Source organism: Nostoc sp. JL23, from assembly GCF_017115065.1.
In the GTDB taxonomy this organism is placed as follows: domain Bacteria; phylum Cyanobacteriota; class Cyanobacteriia; order Cyanobacteriales; family Nostocaceae; genus Nostoc; species Nostoc punctiforme_A.
This window is the reverse complement of the sequence record NZ_JABXKN010000092.1, coordinates 127,547-149,678: the sequence shown is the minus strand read 5'-3', so window position 1 is coordinate 149,678 and position 22,132 is coordinate 127,547. Positions and strand designations below refer to the sequence as shown.

At 43.5% G+C, this 22,132-nt stretch carries 17 protein-coding genes and 1 pseudogene; 12 read left to right on the top strand and 6 right to left on the bottom strand.

The window, feature by feature from the left end; genetic code table 11:
- The first annotated feature begins 362 nt into the window (after positions 1-362).
- Together HWQ42_RS18495 and cphA are read left to right on the top strand one after the other, a co-directional pair.
- Positions 363-1,226: a cyanophycinase gene (locus HWQ42_RS18495; RefSeq protein ID WP_179068376.1), complete on the top strand. Its 864-nt coding sequence runs from the start codon at positions 363-365 to the stop codon at positions 1,224-1,226.
- Between the two features lie 174 nt (positions 1,227-1,400).
- Positions 1,401-4,106: a cyanophycin synthetase gene (gene cphA, locus HWQ42_RS18490; protein WP_099100271.1), complete on the top strand. Its 2,706-nt coding sequence runs from the start codon at positions 1,401-1,403 to the stop codon at positions 4,104-4,106.
- A 48-nt stretch (positions 4,107-4,154) separates the two neighbouring features.
- On the opposite strand, the gene tatA is transcribed toward cphA, so the two are convergent.
- Positions 4,155-4,328, bottom strand: a complete 174-nt coding sequence (tatA, locus tag HWQ42_RS18485; protein WP_094348761.1) for a twin-arginine translocase TatA/TatE family subunit — start codon at positions 4,326-4,328, stop codon at positions 4,155-4,157.
- Between the two features lie 369 nt (positions 4,329-4,697).
- Positions 4,698-6,101, bottom strand: coding sequence for a serine/threonine-protein kinase (locus HWQ42_RS18480; RefSeq protein WP_292814733.1), 1,404 nt, complete (start codon positions 6,099-6,101; stop codon positions 4,698-4,700).
- A 93-nt stretch (positions 6,102-6,194) separates the two neighbouring features.
- Here HWQ42_RS18480 and cbiT point away from each other — a divergent pair, with 93 nt between their 5' ends.
- A complete protein-coding gene (gene cbiT / locus HWQ42_RS18475) occupies positions 6,195-6,797 on the top strand; it encodes a precorrin-6Y C5,15-methyltransferase subunit CbiT (protein ID WP_289796809.1) in 603 nt (200 codons plus the stop codon).
- 238 nt (positions 6,798-7,035) lie between these two features.
- A complete protein-coding gene (locus HWQ42_RS18470) occupies positions 7,036-7,923 on the top strand; it encodes a phosphatidate cytidylyltransferase (protein WP_292814990.1) in 888 nt (295 codons plus the stop codon).
- Between the two features lie 146 nt (positions 7,924-8,069).
- On the opposite strand, the gene HWQ42_RS18465 is transcribed toward HWQ42_RS18470, so the two are convergent.
- Positions 8,070-8,783 (bottom strand): DUF2993 domain-containing protein, encoded by a 714-nt coding sequence (locus HWQ42_RS18465; RefSeq protein ID WP_292814731.1) that lies wholly within the window; start codon positions 8,781-8,783, stop codon positions 8,070-8,072.
- Positions 8,784-8,917: 134 nt separating this feature from the next.
- Here HWQ42_RS18465 and HWQ42_RS18460 point away from each other — a divergent pair, with 134 nt between their 5' ends.
- Both HWQ42_RS18460 and HWQ42_RS18455 read left to right on the top strand, forming a co-directional pair.
- Positions 8,918-9,676 carry a pseudouridine synthase gene (locus HWQ42_RS18460; protein ID WP_292814728.1) on the top strand — a complete coding sequence of 253 codons (759 nt, stop codon included), beginning with the start codon at positions 8,918-8,920 and terminating at the stop codon, positions 9,674-9,676.
- 29 nt (positions 9,677-9,705) lie between these two features.
- Positions 9,706-10,518 carry a RodZ family helix-turn-helix domain-containing protein gene (locus HWQ42_RS18455; protein ID WP_292814725.1) on the top strand — a complete coding sequence of 271 codons (813 nt, stop codon included), beginning with the start codon at positions 9,706-9,708 and terminating at the stop codon, positions 10,516-10,518.
- A 246-nt stretch (positions 10,519-10,764) separates the two neighbouring features.
- Here HWQ42_RS18455 and malQ read toward each other — a convergent pair whose 3' ends face one another.
- Complete coding sequence (gene malQ / locus HWQ42_RS18450) at positions 10,765-12,273, bottom strand: 4-alpha-glucanotransferase (RefSeq protein ID WP_292814723.1); 1,509 nt, start codon at positions 12,271-12,273, stop codon at positions 10,765-10,767.
- A gap of 201 nt (positions 12,274-12,474) precedes the next feature.
- On the opposite strand from malQ, the gene HWQ42_RS18445 reads away from it, so the two are divergent.
- The 4 genes and pseudogenes from HWQ42_RS18445 (at position 12,475) to HWQ42_RS18430 (ending at position 15,451) form a co-directional block, all read left to right on the top strand.
- On the top strand, positions 12,475-12,906 hold the full coding sequence (locus tag HWQ42_RS18445; RefSeq protein ID WP_292738373.1) for an NUDIX hydrolase: 432 nt from the start codon (positions 12,475-12,477) through the stop codon (positions 12,904-12,906).
- 110 nt (positions 12,907-13,016) lie between these two features.
- A pseudogene (locus HWQ42_RS18440) lies at positions 13,017-14,206 on the top strand (Rid family detoxifying hydrolase).
- A 13-nt stretch (positions 14,207-14,219) separates the two neighbouring features.
- Complete coding sequence (locus HWQ42_RS18435) at positions 14,220-14,474, top strand: hypothetical protein (protein WP_292814720.1); 255 nt, start codon at positions 14,220-14,222, stop codon at positions 14,472-14,474.
- Positions 14,475-14,629: 155 nt separating this feature from the next.
- Entirely contained in the window at positions 14,630-15,451 is an 822-nt protein-coding gene (locus HWQ42_RS18430; protein ID WP_292814717.1) for a tetratricopeptide repeat protein, read from the top strand.
- A gap of 408 nt (positions 15,452-15,859) precedes the next feature.
- On the opposite strand, the gene HWQ42_RS18425 is transcribed toward HWQ42_RS18430, so the two are convergent.
- Together HWQ42_RS18425 and HWQ42_RS18420 are read right to left on the bottom strand one after the other, a co-directional pair.
- Positions 15,860-16,507 carry a (2Fe-2S) ferredoxin domain-containing protein gene (locus tag HWQ42_RS18425; RefSeq protein WP_292814714.1) on the bottom strand — a complete coding sequence of 216 codons (648 nt, stop codon included), beginning with the start codon at positions 16,505-16,507 and terminating at the stop codon, positions 15,860-15,862.
- 63 nt (positions 16,508-16,570) lie between these two features.
- Positions 16,571-16,828, bottom strand: a complete 258-nt coding sequence (locus HWQ42_RS18420) for an Asr1405/Asl0597 family protein (protein WP_292814987.1) — start codon at positions 16,826-16,828, stop codon at positions 16,571-16,573.
- Between the two features lie 455 nt (positions 16,829-17,283).
- Between HWQ42_RS18420 and HWQ42_RS18415 the strand changes: the two genes are divergently transcribed.
- The gene (locus HWQ42_RS18415) at positions 17,284-17,838 is read left to right on the top strand and encodes a Dps family protein (RefSeq protein ID WP_194044835.1); all 555 of its coding nucleotides are present in this window, start codon (positions 17,284-17,286) and stop codon (positions 17,836-17,838) included.
- Between the two features lie 531 nt (positions 17,839-18,369).
- The gene (gene carB, locus HWQ42_RS18410) at positions 18,370-21,636 is read left to right on the top strand and encodes a carbamoyl-phosphate synthase large subunit (RefSeq protein ID WP_292814711.1); all 3,267 of its coding nucleotides are present in this window, start codon (positions 18,370-18,372) and stop codon (positions 21,634-21,636) included.
- Positions 21,637-22,132: the final 496 nt, after the last annotated feature.

Genomic DNA, 22,132 nt, shown 5'->3' with positions numbered 1-22,132 from the left:
TCACAACTACATTTAAATTAATAATCATATCAAGTTAACAACTTCCAGGATGCATCGAGCCAGCCTCAGAAAAAAGCGTAGTCTTAACTGCTCATCCCCTACCCTAAAGGGGGAATCTAGCCACATAAAGACTATTTTGCCCTGCTGCAAGTGGACAGGTGAAAAACAAGGCGCTGGCTTTGAGGAATGTGAACAAGCACGTTTAGACTGAGGCAACGCGAGCGTTAAGCGAGAATTTGGAGAGTGGCTTTCCCCAGTTCCAAACTTCCAAAAAGTGTCCTCTCGAAAGTTGCAAAGCGCAAAAATTATCAGGCAACTGAACCTTGTTAAATTCACCTGAAGTTGTTGACAGGAGAACCAAAATGCCGCAATTACAAGCTAAATCGCTAGAAATGAGGACACCCCAAGCAACTAAAACCGCCGTTCTGGTTATCGGAGGTGCAGAAGATAAAGTTCATGGGCGCGAAATCCTACGAACTTTTTTTGGACGCGCCGGTGCTAGTAAGGCTTATATTACAATTATTCCATCTGCCTCTCGCGAACCTGCCATCATTGGTGGTCGGTATATTCGCATTTTTGAAGAAATGGGTGCCCAGAAGGTAGAGATTTTAGACATCCGCGAACGAGAACAGTGTGAAGCCTCCCAGATCAAAGCATCCTTAGAAGCCTGTAGTGGGGTATTTTTGACAGGAGGAGACCAGCTGCGTCTTTGTGGCGTATTGGCAGATACGCCAGCAATGGAAATTATTCGCCAGCGGGTGAGGGCGGGGCAACTTACGTTAGCAGGCACCAGTGCAGGAGCGGCGGTGATGGGGCATCATATGATTGCTGGCGGCGGTAGTGGAGAGACGCCCAATCGTTCCTTAGTGGATATGGCGACGGGTTTGGGATTTATTCCTGAAGTAATCGTTGACCAACATTTTCACAACCGTAATCGGATGGGGCGACTGATTAGTGCGATCTCAGCTCATCCCGATCGCTTAGGTATTGGCATTGACGAAGATACTTGTGCAGTGTTTGAACGTGATGGTTGGCTACAAGTTATGGGTAAAGGCAGTGTAACCATTGTTGATCCCACTGAGTTGACCCATACCAACGAACCCCATGTCGGTGCTAATGAACCGTTAACCGTACATAATTTACGTCTCCATATCCTCAGCTACGGCGATCGCTTCCACTTGTACCAGCGGACTGTATTGCCTGCTGTACACCGAATCTCCAGCTGACGGGATAGAGTATCTGAGGTTACACTGAGTTGACCGCACATTTATTATTTCTTACCGTAGAAAAATGATAAGAATACCATGTAAAAAGAAAAAACTGTTTCTAACGAACAGTTTAGCGGTCAATTCCAGTAAGAAACTAGAATTTTGGTTCCGAATCTCCATCTACCTATTCCCATGAGAATCCTCAAGATCCAGACATTACGCGGCCCAAACTATTGGAGCATTCGACGCCACAAACTGATCGTCATGCGCCTCGATTTAGAAACCCTTGGCGAGACGCCCTCGAATGAAATCCCCGGCTTTTATGAAGGATTAGTTGAGGCGCTGCCGAGTCTGGAGGGTCACTATTGTTCGCCTGGCTGTCGCGGTGGTTTTCTGATGCGAGTCAAAGAAGGCACTATGATTGGCCACATAGTGGAACACGTAGCCTTAGAACTCCAAGAATTAGCTGGTATGCATGTCGGCTTTGGTCGCACCCGCGAAACTGCCACACCCGGAATTTACCAAGTAGTAATCGAGTACCTGAATGAGGAAGCGGGACGCTACGCTGGACGAGCCGCAGTACGGCTGTGTCAGAGTATCGTTGATCGAGGCCGTTATCCCAAGGCAGAATTAGAGCAAGATATCCAAGACCTGAAAGACTTTACCCGCGATGCTTCTTTAGGCCCTTCTACGGAAGCGATCGTCAAAGAAGCAGAAAAAAGAGGTATTCCCTGGATGTCGCTGGAAGCCCGCTTTTTGATTCAGCTAGGCTACGGCGTCAACCAGAAGCGGATGCAGGCCACAATGACGGACAACACCAGCATTCTGGGTGTAGAACTAGCTTGCGATAAAGAAGCCACTAAACGCATCCTCGCTGCTGCTGGTGCGCCAGTACCCAGAGGTACAGTAATCAACTTCTTAGACGATTTAGAACAAGCCATTGAATTCGTTGGCGGCTATCCCATAGTTATCAAGCCACTAGATGGCAATCATGGACGTGGGATCACCATTGATATTAGAACTTGGGAAGAAGCTGAAGCTGGTTATGAAGCTGCCAGACAAGTTTCTCGGTCAATTATTGTCGAAAGATATTACGTTGGGCGCGACCACAGGGTACTAGTGGTAAATGGAAAAGTAGTAGCAGTAGCCGAACGTGTTCCGGCTCATGTCATTGGCAACGGCAGATCCACCATTGCCGAACTGATTGAGGAAACAAACCTTGACCCAAATCGCGGTGAAGGACATGATAACGTCCTAACCAAGATTGAACTAGACCGCACCAGCTACCAGTTGCTAGAAAGGCAAGGTTACACCCTAAATAGCGTGCCACCCAAGGGTACTATTTGTTATCTCAGGGCAACAGCCAACTTGAGTACAGGTGGTAGTGCTGTTGACCGTACCGATGAAATTCACCCAGAAAATCTTTGGTTGGCACAACGAGTAGTTAAGATTATCGGTTTGGATATCGCCGGACTTGATATCGTCACCACGGATATTAGCCGTCCTCTGCGGGAAGTTGATGGCGTGATTGTCGAAGTTAACGCCGCCCCTGGCTTCCGGATGCACGTTGCCCCAAGCGTGGGTATTCCCCGTAACGTCGCTGGCGCAGTGATGGATATGCTGTTTCCTAACGAGCAATCTAGCCAAATTCCCATCCTCAGCATCACGGGTACTAATGGCAAAACCACCACTACTCGACTACTAGCACATATTTATAAACAGACGGGAAAAGTTGTAGGTTATACTACAACTGATGGAACATATATCGGTGATTACTTAGTAGAATCTGGCGATAATACAGGCCCCCAAAGTGCCCATGTCATCCTCCAAGATCCCACAGTAGAAGTAGCAGTACTAGAAACAGCTCGTGGTGGCATTCTTCGCTCTGGATTGGGCTTTGAAGCCGCAAATGTAGGGGTAGTATTGAATGTAGCGTCCGACCACTTAGGAATCGGTGATATAGATACCATTGAGCAATTAGCTAACCTCAAAAGTGTAGTAGCGGAAGCTGTATTCCCTGATGGCTATGCGGTACTTAATGCCGACGATCGCCGCGTCGCTGCTATGTCAGAAAAAACTAAAGCTAATATTGCTTACTTCACCATGAACCCCGATTCGGAATTAGTGCGGAAGCACATCCAAAAAGGCGGAGTAGCGGCAGTATATGAAAATGGCTATTTGTCAATTGTTAAAGGTGATTGGACACACCGCATAGAAAGAGCCGAAAATATACCTTTAACAATGGGCGGACGTGCGCCGTTTATGATTGCCAACGCTTTAGCAGCAAGTTTGGCAGCGTTTGTGCAAAACGTCACAATTGAGCAGATTCGTGCTGGTTTGAAGACCTTCCGGGCTTCAGTTAGCCAAACGCCAGGACGAATGAATCTATTTAATTTAGGTAATTACCACGCTTTAGTGGACTATGCCCACAATGCAGCCAGTTATGAAGCGGTAGGTTCCTTTGTGCGGAATTGGACTACAGGACAACGGATTGGCGTAATTGGCGGCCCAGGCGATCGCCGTGACGAAGATTTTGTTACTTTGGGTAAATTAGCAGCACAAATTTTTGATTACATCATCATCAAAGAAGATGATGATACACGGGGACGACTACGGGGATCAGCTGCCCAGTTGATTATTCAAGGCATCACGGAAGTTAAGCCTGATAGCCGCTATGAATCCATTCTGGATGAAACCCAAGCGATCAATAAAGGCTTAGACATGGCTCCTGATAACAGCCTGGTGGTAATTTTGCCAGAAAGTGTTACTAGAGCTATTAAGTTAATTAAGCTGCGTGGTTTAGCCAAGGAAGAGACACACCAACAAAATCCCGGCACAACTGTCATCGATTCCCAAAATGGGATCGCACCTTCTTCTGTTGTTAATACCTTGCTGTAGTGAGTAATCAGGAGAAAGCAGTGTGCTGGCTCCTCCTGACTCTTTTAATTACTGTTTTTCTTCTTCCTGATTGGTTTCCTCGCTGGGAGTTTTCATCTCCTCCTTAAAACCTCGTAGGGTTTTGCCCAGTGCAGTTCCCAGTTCAGGAATTTTTTTTGGGCCGAAAATTAGAATAGCGACTATGCTAATTACAGCTATTTCTGGCCATCCCAGTCCAAACATATAAATTTCCTCTAAGGCATCTGTAATTAAATATAGACATTGATGGCTCAAGTCCGATGAGTTCCCCACCGATCAGCGCTCGACCCTCTTTCGGAAATAGGGTATAAATAAAATCAATAGAAATAAATATTTTTGCCCTCAAAAACTTTTGGTAAACCAACTTGGCATAATCGCTAATAACCTAAGTTGCTAGTTATGCAGGAGTGCGATCGCAGAAGTTGCGATACACTAGTCTGGTAAATATCGCTACAAAGTTAGTGAGGTTTGCAGGTGAAAAACGAAGAACTGTTGCAAATTATTGAACAAGCTGCCCGGGAAAAGGCAACAGTACTATACGCTCAAATAAACAACCGCTCATTATGAGCGTAACTAACTTTTCATTGGATTGGTAATTGGCAAACCTAACCAATCGCTTAATTCCTGAGCTAGCCATTCCAGTTCCGCTTCAGATTTAATTGCACCACCACTACCACCAAGTTGATATTTTTTTACTCCTACCCAAATATCCAATTGTGCGGGAACGGCACTTCTAGTACCTTCAGAATCTTTAGTAAAATGTTTGGGAATGTAAACTAATTTATTAATACTTTGTCTTGGCAATGCACGGGGACGATAAAATTTCCAAGCAAACAACTCCCAAGTTAGGGTTATTTGTTCGGGATTCAGGCGTAAGCAGATGCGTCCAAAAAAATGAAAGAAAAATTTATACACCATCATAAAACCAGCACCCCAAAATGGAAGCGAGAACAAAGCAAAGGGGATGTTGACAGGAAAAGGTGCTGAGAGTGCGCCAATTGTCCAAAAAAGAATAAATGAATTCCAGACGATCGCAAATAAACCTGTAAATATTATTGATGGATCAAAACCAGATGGTGGAACGATAATTTTTAGAGAATCACCATTTTTGGTTAGTTGAATCTTACTCCCCTCTGGTTTGCCAACAACTAAAGTAGGAAAGTTTGTCGGTTGTGGTTTCTCTAAAACTGCGATTGCTTGTTCAGCAGAACTCAAACGCCGTTCTAAACTGGGTTCAATCATCCACTTTAACCAATTGCTAAAGCTGGGACTGAGATTAGCCAATTGTTCAAACTGAATCCGAAAATCCTTTTGGGGTAAATCGGCTGGGTGAGTCCCTGTCACTAAATAAATTAAGGTTGCGCCTAAACTATAAAGGTCTGATGCTGCAACAGTGCGTCCGCCAAATTGCTCTGGTGGCATATAGCCATAAGTTCCTACCACAGTTCTTGTCCCGGTTTCGCTAGCCAGGACAGTCTGCACTGAGCCAAAATCTACCAAATAAACTTGACCTACACTATTACCAGAGCGCTCTCCCAATAAAATATTGCTAGGCTTAATATCACGGTGAATTACAGGCGGATGTAGCTCATGTAGGTAAACGAGAATCTTTAAAAGTGCTTTAGCTATCTGTTTGATTTCAGTTTCTGTAAAAGTCCGTCCAGTTTGTAAGTATTGCTCTAAAGTTTGTGCAGGGATATAAGTTTGTACTAGAGCAAATCCTTGGATGGTTGGTAAGTTTACCTCAAAATAGTTTAAATAGCTAGGAATTGAGGGATGTGCTAGGTTTTTTAAAGTTTCAGCTTCTCGCTCAAACAACTTGAGTGAATCCCACTCAAAATCACTACTAAAAGAGAGTAACTTGATGACGACTAATTCCTGAGTTTGCAAATCACGAGCTAATAGCGTCCGCCGCCCTGCTTTTTTTCCTAATAGCTGCTGAACTTCGTAGCGTTCGCCTAATATTTCACCAATCATTATGTTTTCTTATAATGCTACGGTTGAAAAGTTTTATAGCTGATAGCTTTTCAATTTGGCAAATCGATATCTTTAGTATAATTGCGTAATTCTATGCCCTCCCAACTTTGGCCTTATATTACCCCAGGTATTCCCGATGACTTATTTGAGCATTTGCCAGGAATTCCCCTGAGCCAGCGAGAAGTCCGACTGCTATTGATTTCTCAACTGCGGCTAAAATCAGATTCTGTGTTGTGGGATATTGGCGCTGGGACAGGTACAATTCCGGTAGAGGTGGGGCTATTGTGTCCAGGCGGACAAATTATCGCTATCGAAAGGGATGAAGAAGTCGCTAATTTGATCAAGCGTAACTGCGATCGCTTTGATGTGAAAAATGTCGAAGTTGTTGAAGGCAGCGCCCCAGAGTGTTTACATGACCTCAAAATTACCCCTCATCGCGTTTGTATTGAGGGAGGACGACCTATTCAGGAAATTCTGCAAGCAGCTTGGCATTATTTGCCGCCATCCGGTCGGGTTGTAGCCACAGCTGCTAATCTAGAAAGTCTGTATGCTATTTCCCAGAGCTTTTCCCTATTAAGAGCTAGAAATATCGAAGTCGTTCAGTCTGCGGTTAACCGCCTAGAGACACGCGGCTTTTCTCAAACATTTACCGCCGTCGATCCCATTTTTATCCTCAGTGGTGAGAAACTGGATTAGGGAATGGGGCATAGGGCATGGGGCATTGGAAGAGGCGGCAAGGGAAGGAAGAAGACAGAGATGAGGAAGTATGGGGAGTAGGGGAAGAAAGAATAACTAATTTAATAAATGCCCAATGCCCCATGCCCAACGCCCAATGCCCAATACTTCTCTACGAGAGGCTGCGCCAACGACTACGGTCAGTACAAGTGCCCAATGCCCCATGCCCAATGCCCCATTCCCAATATTTAATACTTCTATGCCTTGGTCTCGGATTATAAGTGGAATTGTTGCGATCGCTCTTGCTCTTTCCGCAACCCTTTTGGGGGGTTGGTACTTTACCATCATCTTTGCGGTCATCATCTTTTTGGGTCAACAGGAATATTTTAATTTGGTGCGAGCCAGAGGCATCGCTCCCGCCGCTAAAACCACTATGGCTGTCAGCCAAGTCTTGCTAGTGATTTGTACCCTTGATGGCAGTTTAGCTGACGCTGTGATGCCAATAGCTGGCACACTTATTTGTTTTTACCTGCTGTTTCAACCCAAATTTGCCACGATCGCTGATGTTTCCGCTTCTATTATGGGGCTATTTTACGTCGGTTATTTACCAAGTTACTGGGTGCGGTTACGAGCAATTGATAGCGCTGCTTTTAGTAATCTCCCTTTTGGAGGTTACTGGCCCACAACCTGGACAGATTTCTGGGAAAAGGCAAATTCCGCTTCTTTAGCACAAGGTTTTACAGCCACACTACTGACTTTTTTTTGTATTTGGGCAGCTGATATCGGTGCTTATACCATTGGCAAATTCTTTGGGAAAACCCGTTTGTCTGACATTAGCCCGAAAAAAACTGTTGAAGGCGCTGTCTTTGGTATTACTTCAAGTATTGCCGTAGCCATAGCTGGAGCTTATTATCTTCACTTGCCTGAATCTCCCTTCACTGGTTTAGCATTGGGTTTGCTGATTGGTATTGCTAGTCTTTTAGGGGATCTCACAGAATCTATGCTCAAGCGGGATGCTGGAGTTAAAGATTCTGGGCAGTTAATCCCCGGTCATGGTGGTATTTTAGACCGTACCGATAGTTATATTTTTACTGCTCCTTTGGTTTACTATTTTGTGACATTACTTTTGCCACTACTTAGTAAATAGGTGAGTTGGGCATTGGGCATTGCGCACAAGAGGCAGAGGGGCAGAGGGGAAAAGCTACTGCAACTTCTCCCCTGCTCCCCTGCTCTTGTTCCACTAGACGCCACATCATTTAAAATAGGGTATTAATATTTTTTAATTTGCGATCGTCAAGGGTTAACGTTAATCCGCCCACGACATACTAGCTTGCCTGGGATCAGCGTTAGTTCTTGGATATCGACATCTGAGCCAAGATCCAGATTGTACTCATAATTGTCCTTTAATATATCTTCCCGATCACGCTTGATTGGGATATGTACTAGTTGCAACTCATGCCCACTGAGTAATTGTAAGCCCAGACAAATCTCTAGAGGCGTTGTTTCACTATTGGTTACTCTCAAACCTCGCAGTATAATTTGGTTGTTCCCAAGGAGAATTTCTTGCCACTTGATTGGTTGTGACTGGGAATAATCTTTTGGTAAAACCTTAATCAATAGATCGCTCAAAGCAGTTGATAATAAGTCTGATGAGAGAGAAGCATTCAGATCCTTCTCGTCTACGAGCAAATCGCCAACCACTGGTACTGTTTCTAACAGTTGCAGAGATTTTCCCTTGAGTACGGAACCGATATTTACCCGAATATTTTCTGCTATTAATTGAATTTGTGTAATTAGGAGACCTTGATAAACTGCATGAGTAGCAAAAACAGATACCGAAGGAATGCGTCCAGAGAAAAGTTGGCGATCGCTAGCTTTAATCTCCACTTCTAGTTCCGATATTTGGCTGACCTGCGCTCTCAACCAGAGCTTGACTGCTGTTGTGAGTACTTGCGTAATTATGCGGATTTTATTTCCACTTGTTGTTTGGGGATTTTGCTCTGGCATTTAACCAATCTGTTTACGAGTATTTGCTCAACAACTGAACCGAAATTAAATAAGCTTCAAATGTAACATTTATGTCTACTCGCTACAAAATGCAAATATCATTTAATTGATAACAGTAAATAAGCAATTTCCACATGGAGGTACGGTTACAAAAAATTCTTGCTCAATGGGGTATCGCCTCACGTCGTGAAGCCGAAGACATGATTAGGCACTCACGGGTGCGGATTAATGGGGTATTGGCACATTTAGGTCAAAAAGTTGATCCCGAAAAAGATGCGATCGCAATTGATGGTAAGCCTGTATCTGAAAAGCAGCGTCCGGCTTTAATATATCTATTGCTGCACAAACCAGCGGGAGTGGTTTCTACTTGCTACGACCCTCATCGCAGAACAACAGTCCTGGATTTACTACCGAAAGAATTACGGGAGGGTTCAGGTATTCACCCAGTTGGCCGTCTAGATGCAGACTCTACAGGAGCATTAATCCTGACTAATGACGGAGAACTGACATTTGGACTAACCCATCCACGTCACAGTATTTCCAAGACATATCATGTTTTGGTGAAAGGACATCCTCCAGAAACAGTACTACAGATGTGGCGTCAAGGTGTGATGTTGGAGGGTAGAAAAACCAGGGACGCTAAGGTACGCCTAATCGAACGTCGTATTGAGGAAAGCGTTTTAGAAATAGTGTTGCAGGAGGGAAGAAATCGCCAAATTCGCCGTATAGCTCAACAGTTAGGATACCCAGTAATCAAGCTGCATCGGACTGCTATCGGCCCAATTCAATTACAAACTCCCAAAGAACCCTTTTTATCAGAGGGTAAATATCGTTCCCTCAAAGATCGTGAGATTCACTTTTTGCAAGATCAGATAACGCAACCTAATTATTGATTCAGTGGAGTTAAGGAGTGTCAGTAGGCATGAAATGGCTAAGAAAGAAGAATAAGCACCAGCCATCACTTTCATTAGAGGAACAACGAGCCGAAAAGTTGGCAGAGTTAGGCGCTCAACTTTGGGCATTGCGTCAAGAACAGGGTTTATCCCTAGAGCAAGTGGTTGCATTGACCAGGATTCCCCGACGATTATTGCAGGCGATCGAAGAAGGTAATTTAAACGATCTACCAGAACCAGTCTATATTCAGGGTTTGATCAGACAATTTGCCGATGCACTAGGCTTGAATGGAGTAGAATTTTCTGGCACTTTTCCGATCAGTTCTGCACAAGTTAGCCCTCTCAGTAGGGGGAATAATTCACCCCTAGCTCAACTACGTCCAATTCATCTTTACTTTCTTTACATATTCCTAATAGTATGCTCTGTAAATGGGTTATCTCAGTTATTAAATAACGCGTTACTACAAGCAAGTAATAGCCCAAACCAGCCATATCCAAAACAAAAGTCTGTTGTTAAACCAGAACTAGCTCAACTAAAAGAGTCAACACAGGTACAACCTGTCAGCGATACCCTTAGCGGTGTCCAAAAGAAACAGGTTGTCCAGATTGGTGTAACTTTGAAAGCCTCATCTTGGATTCGTGTAGTAGCCGATGGCAAAACCGAGTTTGAGGGTATTCTCCCAGAGGGAACTCACCGAGTTTGGAAAGCCCAAGAGCAACTGACAGTGAAAACTGATAATGCTGGTGGTGTGTTGGTGAGTGTTAATCAAGAGAAAGCCAAGGAAATGGGAGAGCCAGGCAAAGAGGAAGAAGTTAGGATTGCTGCCAAGCCTAAGTTTTGAGATGAAGGAGAAATCAATTCAAAATGACGCTCGCGGACTCGCTAACAAAATCCAAAATTGTACTCTTACAGAGAAGCAAGCTACGCGCAGCGTCTCATAGAGAACAAAAAGACTGTGGGAGATGAGAAGGATAAGGGGGACAAGGAGAAAAGGAGGAAAAGGAAGCATTTACTCTTCCCTCTCCCTTGTCTTCCTTGTCTGCCTTCTTTTACCCATCTCCCCATGCTTCCCTGCTCCAGAACTACCTTATTGTGCTTCTGGGGCGCGTCCATTGAGTCTGGTAAGAACTTTCAAGCGATCGCGTAATTCGTCTGTTAACGCTCCTGCTTGATAGCGCCACTCCCAGTTCCCCTCAGCAACACTAGGAAAATTCATCCGCGCTTCGTTTCCTAATCCCAAAACATCTTGCAAGGGAATAATCGCTTGGTTGGCTATGGAACTCAAAGCTAGGCGAATTAAATCCCACTGGATGCCTTCAGGACTAATACAACCTAAATAAAGCCATAAGTTATGCTTTTCGTTGTCATTAGCTGAATTGAACCAGCCTACAGTTGTGTCATTATCGTGAGTGCCAGTATAAACTACAGCATTTCGCGGGTAATTGAATGGTAAAAATGGATTACTAGGATCGGAACCAAATGCAAACTGCAAAACCTTCATCCCCGGAAATTCATACTTGTCTCGCAGCGCTTCTACCTCTGGTGTAATTACTCCCAAATCTTCCGCCAAGACGGGTAGCTTGCCCAACTTCTCCCTAATCGCTGCAAAAAAAGCATCTCCTGGCGCTTCCACCCATTTACCATTCATGGCAGTTTCTTCACCTTGAGGCACAGACCAATAAGCCTCAAAGCCCCGGAAGTGGTCAATGCGAATTATATCTACATAATCCAGCATTGCCTCAAAGCGCTGTACCCACCATTTAAAGTCTTGTTTTTGCAATTCCTCCCAGTTATAAACCGGGTTTCCCCACAATTGACCGGTGGCACTAAAGTAATCTGGTGGAACTCCTGCCATTTCGGCAGCAGCTCCTGTCTCTTCGTCTAAGCAAAAAATGTCGGGATGCGCCCACACGTCGGCACTATCATGAGCTACGTAGATGGGGATATCGCCAATAATGTCAATGCCGCGCATATTAGCGTAACTTTTGAGGTCAGACCATTGGCGGAAAAACTCAAATTGGACGAATTTGTAATAATAAATCTCTCCGTTGAGCCGATGCTGTGCTTGCTCCAATGCTTGGGGATCGCGCTTGACAAATTCGGGCTTCCATGCGTGCCAGTTTGCATTCTCATTGGCATCTTTCAGCGCCATAAATAAGGCGTAATTATCCAGCCAATAGGCTTTACTGTCGCAAAAACCTGCAAACTCTTTCTGCTGGATAGGCGTAGCATTGGTTCTAAAGTTGTCACAGGCTTTTTTGAGTAGCCCAATCTTAATTGGCACAACCTGCTCGAAATCTACCTTTTCTACCGGAAATCCTGGTAAATTAGCAAAGTCTTCTTCAGATAGTAAACCTTCTTCTAAGAGTTTTTCTGGGCTAATTAGCAGAGGATTTCCTGCCATTGCCGAGTAGCACATATACGGAGAATTTCCGTATCCAGTGGGGCCCAGTGGTAAAACTTGCCAATATTGTTGATGGCTCTCTTTAAGAAAATCAATGAAGCGATAGGCTTCTAAGCCTAAATCCCCAATGCCAAATCGACTGGGAAAAGAGGTAGGATGCAGCAAAATGCCACTGGATCTAGGAAAAGGCATATTTAACCTAAGTTATGAGAGGGAGCAATTGTCTGATGGAGACACGATGCGATCGCATCGAATTTATCACTGAACGGTATTTGTAGGAGAAATCAAGTAAACTCATTTTGTTTGTCATTTGTCCTTTGTCTTTTGTCCTTTGGGAATAACCAATGACTAATGACTAATGACCAATGACTAATGACTAATGACTAAATAACTATGACTTACCGAAATCCTACACCGACAGTTGATATCATCATTGAACTAGTAGATCGACCTCATCGGCCAATAGTGTTAATTGAAAGACATAATCTACCTTTAGGTTGGGCTATTCCTGGTGGTTTTGTAGATTATGGCGAAGCGGTGGAAGTGGCGGCGCGGCGAGAAGCTGAGGAAGAGACGGGTTTACAGGTGGAGTTGGTTGAACAATTATTGGTGTATTCTGACCCAAATCGCGATCCCCGTCAGCATACGATTAGTATTGTGTTTTTGGCGACAGCTAAGGGTGAACCAAAGGCTGGAGATGATGCTAAGGGTGTAGGCATTTTTGAGTATTGGCGAGTGCCTGGTAATTTATGTTTTGACCATGATCGCATTCTGCGCGATTATTGGCGATATCGGCATTATGGGATACGTCCAAGGTTGGGGTAAGAGGGACGAACCGCAGAGGCGCAGAGAGCGCAGAGAGAAGAGGAGAGAAGAATACCTGTGACACAAAGTTTTTGTGATTATACTGTGTCAGTGGTATTTAAAGGTGCATTATGGACGCCGAGGAACTTTTAAAACAATATGCAAAAGGTCAACGAAAGTTTGATTCAGTAAATCTGAGAGGAGTAGACCTCAAAGGTGTAAATCTGAGTGGGATAGACCTAACAAGTGCAGATTTGACGGGAGCGGATTTAAATAATGCCAACCTGAGCAAGGATGTCTTAAAAGCACAAATCTCACCAGGGCATCTCTGAAAAGTGCAAACTTAAGTGGTTTGGTGGAAAGTTCGAGTTTAAATTTGAGTTGGGCAGACCTAGATAATACCAATTTGAGTGATGCTACGCTAAATTCTGCCAATCTAACTGAAGCTTCTTTCAAAAAAACAAATCTCGTGAGAGCTAACCTTAGTGGTGCAATTTTAAGTGGGGCTAACTTGTTTGAAGCTGATTTGAGTCAAGTAAACCTAATTCAGGTACATTTCAGAGATACTAATTTGCAGGGAGCCAAAATTCGAGGTGTTAATTTATCTCAAAAGAATTTGTCTGGTATGAATCTGGCTGAGGCTGATCTAGGTGCAGCAAATCTTAGAAGCGTAAATTTCAGAAAAGCCTGTCTCAAAGGGGCAAATTTAGAGAGAGCGGATTTACAACAAGCGGATTTAATGAAAGCAAATCTGAATGCAGCAAATCTTAGAAAAGCTGACTTAACTGGAGCAAATCTTTACGGAGCCAATCTTCAAGATGCAGACCTAACTGGTGCGATAATGCCAGATGGAGAAGTCTACAAGCCGATCGCTTCTGAAGCGGAAATCGGTAGACAGGAAACATCGTTAGAGAAAGTAATATCTATGACCCGTAAAGTAATTAATACTGATAACGCACCCGCACCAGTCGGCCCTTATAATCAAGCGATCGCAGCTTCAGGTCAATTTGTCTTCATCGCTGGACAAATTGCCATCGATCCCCGCCTTGGTGATGTTGTCTACACTGATGATGTTAAAAAGCAAACTGAGCAGGTATTAGCTAATCTTGAAGCCATCCTCACAGCAGCTGGTGCGACTTTTGAAGATGTGGTAAAAACCACTGTATTTCTAGCTGATATGAACGATTTCGCGGCGGTGAATGCCGTATATGCTAAATATTTCCCGGAAAATACAGCCCCAGCGCGGGCTTGTGTGCAGGTATCGCGCTTACCTAAAGACGTGTTGGTAGAGATTGATGCGATCGCTGTGATTGGCGGTTAGGAAAAATAGAACAATGAGCAAAATTTTAACGGTTACATTTGATGGTTCTGTTTTGCGCCCAGATATTCCACCTGATTTAGAACTGAACAAACGCTATGTGATTACCATCGTTTCTGAGGATATTAACTCATCTGAAACTAAAGTGGCTGATGTGTGGGATGTATTAGAAGATTTAACAGGGACAGTTGATGCACCCGAAGATTGGGCAAGTCAACACAATCATTACCTCTATGGCACACTAAAACGTCAGCCTGAAATTAACACATAACGTGTGAGCGAATATTTTTAGACACTGTTAGACACTGTTTTAAAAAATTATAAATTCAAGGGCAGAATTGGCAATTAACAATTGTAAGTATTTTTGAGTGTCGCCTCTTTAACTTTGGGAATACTGGAATAAAGTACCCTAAAGGAGTATTAAAAATGGCAGAAAATCGTATCAGTGCCAGCCTCGCCCCAGCAGACAAAGAAGCAGTCATGCAGGCGATCGCACTTCGCGGTTATACTTACCGCTTAATGGAGCGTTACCCAGAAGCACTACAAGATTTTGACCGCGCCATTGAACTTAACCCCAAATATAACTGGGCGATCGCACTTCGCGGTTATACTTACCGCTTAATGGAGCGTTACCCAGAAGCCCTAGAAGACTTTGACCGCGCCATTGAACTTAATCCCAAATCTGACTGGGCGATCGCAGGTCGCGGTATAAGTTATTTGATCTTAAAGCAATATGATAAGGCTCTTGTAGATTTCAACCGTGCTATTGACTTAAAATCTGATTCTAATAGAGATGTGTATTTGTACGATCGCGCTTTAGCCTACCTAGCTCTTAATGAACAAGTTAAAGCACAAACTGACCTAGCACTTGCTATCAAACTTGCTAAACAGAATTACGAAAAAGATACTAAAGACTGGCGTAATGCCTTTAATTTAGCCATTTACTATTTAGCTGCTCAATATACTCAACCAGCAAAGCGGTTCTATAGCTATGTTTTATCTCAAGGTGCTTCCTTTGAATTTATTCGTGAAGCTATCCAAGTCCTTAATGACTTTTTAACAATCTTCCCTAATCATGTACAGGCTACACCCATACGACAGTTGTTGCAGTCTTCTCTAAACTCAGATAAATCTCTTGACAATTTGTACCAACGTTTAAAGTTCCCTTGTAATACACCAAACCCACAGAACCACTATTCATTCGCGAAAAGTTTAAAGGCGGCGCTTCTTGGGTGCGGTAGAGTTTAGCGAGGCGATTCCAGTCATGAAGGACTAGAAAAATCATGACTATCGTGCTAAGTGGGAAAAAAACGATGTATATCCACGCAGGAGTGTGTGGCATTTATTTTTAAGTCATTGATAGTTGACGCTTGAACTGTAAGCGATGTCTAACAACAAGCCTCAGTGCGTCTACGTATTCACCAATCAATCACATTCCCTGGAATTTTTCCAAATTATGGGAGCATCTCACTTAAAAATTGCTTAATAAAAATCCTCTTCATTCAAAAAACTGGCCTTAATTAAAGCCAGTTTTTTGATTTTATTGCTAACTTTTAGCAAAGCTTACGACCGAGTTATTAACGGAACACACTTGAGAAGATATTATTAAACTTTCTCATTAAAATGTCAACATTTCACTACTTAATTCTGCAAAATTCACCATTTAGGTATTGCCGCTTCTCTTAAATTCTCAGGCTGTGCTGACAAGTTTTTGCCGCCAAAATGCTTGTTCATCAACGCTGGAACCTGTGCAGCTTGAATTCGGCTATGGCGCGTTTTGTCTGGCATTACTAAATTCGGCCCAGCTTTACAGTTCTTCATACAACCAGTGCCCTTAATTGTAACTTGGTCTTCTAAACCGCGATCGCTTAAAGCCGCCTCCAATGCCTGACAAACTCCTTTACCACCGCGTTTCATACAATCAGACTTTTGACACACCAAAATCGTGGCCTTAGTCTTAGCTGGTTTTACCTTGACATTATCAATAGATGGGGGTTTTTGTGGTGCTGCGATCGTTTGAATTGTTGCTATTTCAGAACGCGCCGCCATCACACGTTCAGCTTTCAGTGTAACTTTGTCTTTTTTTATATCGTATTCTTTATAACCAACAACTTGTAGCCAAGTACCTGCTGGTAGCCGCAAATCAAAAGCAGCCCGTAAGTGTTTAGCAAGTTTAACGTAGCATTCACCCTCATGAGTACCTAGCAGTAAACCTTTCAGCTTATAGCCGTCTTTAATCACAAAATCTATAAATCTGCCCTCAAGGCAAAATTCTGATACTTCCATATTCTGAGATGCACCCATTTTTTAACCTCCTTTTAACTAGTACAAGCTGTCAAGCGAGATATTCTCAGCAGTAGCTAAACATTAGAACTGTTGATAGCGACTTTTCCAGCAACACTCAAGAGTCCAAATCTGGTCTTGACGAGAGGCTGTAAATCGCCGTACTACACTCCAAAGTTGAACAGCCGCAGTCGGATTGCTAATTTCAACTTTTAATGGCTGGTTAGCCGCACAACTACAGGGAACGTCTAACTCCTCTAAGCGTTGATAGACTTGCCACCGGTCTACCCAATTCACCTCTACAAGGTGCTTTATTTCTATTTCTGAACTATATGATTTCAAGAGCATTGCCCTCAAAGTGCAACAAACTTGCAGTAACTACCGCCATTTAACTCCCTGCTTTTTGAAAATATTAGTAGTCTAACCTCTTAAAACCAGCATACCTTAAGTGCAAACAATTCTCATTAATTTTGCAAAAAAAATAAAATTCTTGCAATCATCCCATGAGAGAGATCGGGGGGATGACAAGGAGTATTAGGGCAAGGAGGCATTTACTCCTCCATCTCCCCTCACTCCCTTTGGTAGGTATGCACACTTAACTGTTCATGTCAATAGTAATGAGAAATATACACAACTCGATGATCGCGCCATAATCCAGCGAACAATAAACTTAAGATTTTTAGTAAACAAAAATACAAAATATTGTGATGGCAAATTGGCTTGCTCTTATTGTGAAAATGTTAATATGTAAGGAATAAGCAGTTAAAATCTATAATTGCTGAATAACGAGGAGAACAATGTCTGAAACGCAAACTTTGTTACGGAATTTTGGTCATGTATATGACAATCCTGTGTTGCTGGATCACAGTGTAACCGCTCCAGTTACAGAAGGATTTAACGTTGTATTAGCTAGTTTCCAGGCACTGTACTTGCAGTACCAAAAGCATCATTTTGTAGTTGAAGGCTCAGAATTTTACTCTCTGCATGAGTTTTTTAACGAAAGCTACAACCAAGTACAAGACCACGTTCACGAAATTGGAGAACGTTTAGATGGACTGGGTGGTGTGCCAGTAGCTACCTTTAGCAAATTAGCAGAATTAACCTGTTTTGAGCAAGAATCTGAAGGCGTATATTCCTCTCGCCAAATGGTGGAAAATGACCTAGCTGCAGAACAAGCAATCATTGGCGTAATTCGTCGTCAAGCTGCTCAGGCAGAGAGTTTAGGCGATCGGGGGACACGCTATCTGTACGAAAAGATTTTGTTAAAAACTGAGGAACGTGCGTATCATTTATCTCACTTCCTCGCCAAAGACAGCTTAACTTTAGGGTTTGTCCAAGCAGCTCAAAGCTAAAATTCTCATAATCTAGATTTGTCTACCTAGACTGAAAGAAAAAGTTGGCAGTACCAACTATTAAAATATTATAAAAAATGGCAGAGAATGGTATCCCTATTTCTCTGCCATTTTTAATCTAAGTAAACATATTTATATAATATTTAACGTTGAAAATATTTAGCAATTAGCTAGTTAAGATAAATTTTTATCTAAGTAATCTATCTGTGTATAAATAAGCAGACAGATAGATACCAAAATAAATCATCATTTATCGCAAGAATTATCAGATTAAATAATAAAGATTCGCAAAAGCTTTAGAAATTTGAGGTTCATAATTAAATAAAATTAAAAATACAAAATAATTGTTGGGCATTGGGCATTGGGCATTGGTTATTAATCATTCTCCTCTGCTTCCCTGCCCCCCTGCTCCCCGTTCCCCACTCCCTTCCTGTCATCAAACTTAGAAAACTTAATAATAAAAAGCACCAGAGGGGGTAAAGACCCTTAAAATGATCAGGATTTCTATTCTCACATTCCAAGGCAACGACTATGCCCCGCCGTGACGACCTCCAGAAGATTCTACTGTTAGGTTCTGGTCCAATTGTGATCGGACAAGCCTGTGAGTTTGACTACTCTGGCACTCAAGCCTGCAAAGCGCTCCGAGAAGAAGGCTATGAAGTGGTTTTGGTCAACTCCAACCCTGCAACGATTATGACCGACCCGGAAACGGCCGATCGCACTTACATTGAGCCGCTGACGCCGGAATTGGTCGAAAAAGTCATCGAAAAAGAACGCCCCGATGCTTTACTACCAACAATGGGAGGACAAACCGCCCTCAATCTCGCCGTTGCTTTAGCCAAAAATGGCGTGTTGGAAAAGTACGGCGTTGAGTTAATCGGCGCTAAACTCCCAGCGATCGAAAAAGCCGAAGATCGAAAGCTGTTTGGTGAGGCAATGGCAAGGATTGGGGTAGCCGTGTGTCCCAGCGACACAGCCGAAACTTTAGAAGAAGCCAAAGCTGTTGCCCGCCAAATTGGTACTTATCCCCTAATTATTCGTCCAGCTTTCACAATGGGTGGAAGTGGCGGTGGTATTGCCTACAACCAAGAAGAATTTGAAGAAATGGCACAGGTAGGTATAGATGCCAGCCCTGTTTCGCAAATTCTCATTGACCAATCTTTACTCGGTTGGAAAGAATATGAACTCGAAGTGATGCGTGATTTGGCAGATAACGTGGTGATTATCTGTTCCATCGAAAACCTTGACCCTATGGGTATCCACACTGGAGACTCAATTACCGTCGCTCCCGCGCAAACCCTTACCGATAAAGAATATCAAAGGCTGCGGGATATGGCAATTAAAATCATCCGCGAAATCGGTGTGGAAACTGGCGGTTCTAATATCCAGTTTGCCGTCAATCCGCTGAATGGTGATGTGGTGGTAATTGAGATGAACCCCCGCGTTTCCCGTAGTTCAGCTTTATCTTCCAAAGCTACGGGTTTCCCCATCGCCAAAATGGCGGCAAAATTGGCTGTGGGTTATACCTTGGATGAAATTAAAAATGACATCACCAAGAAAACTCCCGCATCCTTTGAGCCGACAATTGACTATGTGGTGACAAAAATTCCCCGCTTCGCCTTTGAAAAGTTCCCCGGTTCCGACCCAGTGCTGACAACCCAAATGAAATCTGTGGGGGAAGCAATGGCAATTGGGCGCACATTCAACGAATCCTTTCAAAAGGCACTGCGATCGCTCGAAACCGGACGCGCTGGTTGGGGTTGCGATAAAGCCGAAAAATTACCCAGTGGTGAACAAATTCGCGCCCAACTGCGGACACCTAACCCCGATCGCATTTTCTCTGTGCGCCATGCCTTGCAACTAGGCATTAGTGCTGAGGAAATCTATGAACTGACTGGTATTGACCCGTGGTTCCTAGATAAATTTCAGCAACTGCTAGATGTCGAGAAATTCCTGAAGCGGACACCTTTGCAGCAATTGACAAAAGAGCAACTTTATGAAGTGAAGCGAGACGGATATAGCGATCGCCAGATTGCTTATGCCACCAAAACCACTGAAGATGAAGTTCGCGCCTACCGCAAGTCACTAGGGATTATCCCAGTTTATAAAACCGTAGATACCTGCGCCGCTGAATTTGAAGCCTTTACCCCTTACTACTATTCTACTTACGAAGAAGAAACAGAGGTCATGCCCGCAACCAAGCCAAAAGTGTTGATTTTGGGTGGTGGTCCCAACCGCATTGGACAGGGAATTGAGTTTGACTATTGTTGTTGTCACGCCGCTTATGCTTTGAAGAAAGCGGGTTATGAGACGATTATGGTCAACTCTAACCCAGAGACAGTTTCGACAGATTACGATACTAGCGATCGCCTTTACTTTGAGCCTTTAACAAAAGAAGATGTCCTTAACATCATCGAGACTGAAAATCCAGTTGGGGTGATAATCCAATTTGGCGGACAAACACCGCTAAAGTTGGCTATCCCATTACAAGAGTTTCTTACCAATAACACTTCTGGACTGCTGACTAAAATCTGGGGTACATCGCCAGATTCCATCGATATGGCAGAAAACCGGGAGCGGTTTGAAAAGATTCTCCAACAGTTGAATATCGCCCAGCCGCCTAATGGTATTGCGCGGAGTTACGAAGATGCGCTGATTGTTGCTAAACGCATTGGCTATCCGGTGGTGGTACGTCCCAGCTATGTGTTGGGGGGACGAGCGATGGAAATCGTTTATTCCGATGCTGAGTTGGAACGCTACATGACCTTTGCGGTACTAGTGGAACCAGAACATCCGATTTTGATTGATAAGTTTTTGGAAAACGCCATTGAAGTCGATGTCGATGCGATCGCCGATCATACCGGACGGGTAGTGATTGGTGGCATCATGGAACACATCGAACAGGCAGGGATTCACTCAGGAGATTCCGCTTGTTCCCTACCTTCCATTTCTCTATCACCAGCAGTTCTCAATCAAATTCGCACATGGACGGTACAGCTAGCGCAAGCGCTGTCAGTCGTGGGATTGATGAATATTCAATTTGCCGTTGTCGGCGCAAGCAGCTATTCTCCCCAAGTTTACATTTTAGAAGCTAACCCCCGCGCTTCTCGCACAGTACCCTTTGTATCTAAAGCAACAGGCGTACAGTTAGCGAAACTAGCATCTTTAATCATGTCGGGTAAAACCCTAGAGGAGCTACATTTCACCGAAGAAGTCATCCCAACTCACATTGCTGTAAAAGAAGCAGTATTACCCTTTAATAAATTCCCAGGAACCGATACAATATTGGGCCCAGAAATGAGATCCACTGGTGAGGTGATGGGGATTGACAGCGACTTTGGCCGTGCTTTTGCCAAAGCGGAAATGGGTGCTGGGGAGCGTTTACCACTAAGTGGAACTGTATTTGTATCAATGAGCGATCGCGATAAAGCTGCTGCAAGTGGTGTGGTGAAGGAATTTATCGATTTGGGCTTTACAGTGATGGCTACCCTTGGTACACGCCGAGTTCTTCTGGAACAGGGGCTAAATATTCAATTAGTGTTAAAACTCCATGAAGGTCGTCCCCACGTCCTTGATGCGATCAAAAACCAGAAAATCCAACTTATTATCAACACACCTTCAGGGGAAGAAGCTCAGACTGATGCTAGGTTAATCCGCCGCACAGCCTTAGCTTACAAAATTCCCATCATTACTACCATCGCCGGTGCAAAAGCTACCGTCGCCGCCATCCGTTCCTTACAAAATACGACTTTGGATGTAAAAACTATCCAAGAGTACTGCCCGATTGCGAGGGAATAGGGAAGCAGGGGGCAGGGGGGCAGGGGAGCAGGGGAAAATAATTAATAACTAATGCCCAATGCCCCATTGCCCATGTCCCATGCCCAATTCCCAGAAAAAATTAAACAATTGTTAGAAGGGAATGAATATAGTTCTCATTGAGATACTTTAACAAATATGAGGAAAATTATTTGAACCAGATAATTTCTTAAATTGACTTTTAGTCAGCCTTAAGATAGAGGGCAAGGTTACATTAACTGGAAAAACCAGAAGATTTCATGTCGTTATCTAGCCAAAATCTTCTCATAAATGTTACAATTTTTAATAAGACTTCCATAAAAAATGTTTAAAAAGCAACCTTTTATCTAACTGTAGATACTTGTGAAAACTAGGAAATAACTGTAGTTTTAGCAGTTAAGAAGCCTAAATTTGATGATTATGAGCAGCCGAGTTTCTCAGGCGCGTAAGTTGCAAACCATAACATGGGTTCCCAGTCTGACTGGGTAGCATCCTAATA

Excerpts from the sequence above, each read along its gene's own strand:
- HWQ42_RS18495 (WP_179068376.1), top strand. The coding sequence starts at position 363 with ATGCCGCAATTACAAGCTAAATCGCTAGAAATGAGGACACCCCAAGCA.
- cbiT (WP_289796809.1), top strand. The coding sequence starts at position 6,195 with ATGCCCTCCCAACTTTGGCCTTATATTACCCCAGGTATTCCCGATGAC.
- carB (WP_292814711.1), top strand. The coding sequence starts at position 18,370 with ATGCCCCGCCGTGACGACCTCCAGAAGATTCTACTGTTAGGTTCTGGT.
- HWQ42_RS18435 (WP_292814720.1), top strand. The coding sequence starts at position 14,220 with ATGAGCAAAATTTTAACGGTTACATTTGATGGTTCTGTTTTGCGCCCA.
- HWQ42_RS18415 (WP_194044835.1), top strand. The coding sequence starts at position 17,284 with ATGTCTGAAACGCAAACTTTGTTACGGAATTTTGGTCATGTATATGAC.
- HWQ42_RS18455 (WP_292814725.1), top strand. The coding sequence starts at position 9,706 with ATGAAATGGCTAAGAAAGAAGAATAAGCACCAGCCATCACTTTCATTA.
- malQ (WP_292814723.1), bottom strand. The coding sequence starts at position 12,273 with ATGCCTTTTCCTAGATCCAGTGGCATTTTGCTGCATCCTACCTCTTTT.
- cphA (WP_099100271.1), top strand. The coding sequence starts at position 1,401 with ATGAGAATCCTCAAGATCCAGACATTACGCGGCCCAAACTATTGGAGC.
- HWQ42_RS18460 (WP_292814728.1), top strand. The coding sequence starts at position 8,918 with ATGGAGGTACGGTTACAAAAAATTCTTGCTCAATGGGGTATCGCCTCA.
- HWQ42_RS18465 (WP_292814731.1), bottom strand. The coding sequence starts at position 8,783 with ATGCCAGAGCAAAATCCCCAAACAACAAGTGGAAATAAAATCCGCATA.
- tatA (WP_094348761.1), bottom strand. The coding sequence starts at position 4,328 with ATGTTTGGACTGGGATGGCCAGAAATAGCTGTAATTAGCATAGTCGCT.
- HWQ42_RS18470 (WP_292814990.1), top strand. The coding sequence starts at position 7,036 with ATGCCTTGGTCTCGGATTATAAGTGGAATTGTTGCGATCGCTCTTGCT.
- HWQ42_RS18425 (WP_292814714.1), bottom strand. The coding sequence starts at position 16,507 with ATGGGTGCATCTCAGAATATGGAAGTATCAGAATTTTGCCTTGAGGGC.
- HWQ42_RS18430 (WP_292814717.1), top strand. The coding sequence starts at position 14,630 with ATGGCAGAAAATCGTATCAGTGCCAGCCTCGCCCCAGCAGACAAAGAA.
- HWQ42_RS18445 (WP_292738373.1), top strand. The coding sequence starts at position 12,475 with ATGACTTACCGAAATCCTACACCGACAGTTGATATCATCATTGAACTA.
- HWQ42_RS18480 (WP_292814733.1), bottom strand. The coding sequence starts at position 6,101 with ATGATTGGTGAAATATTAGGCGAACGCTACGAAGTTCAGCAGCTATTA.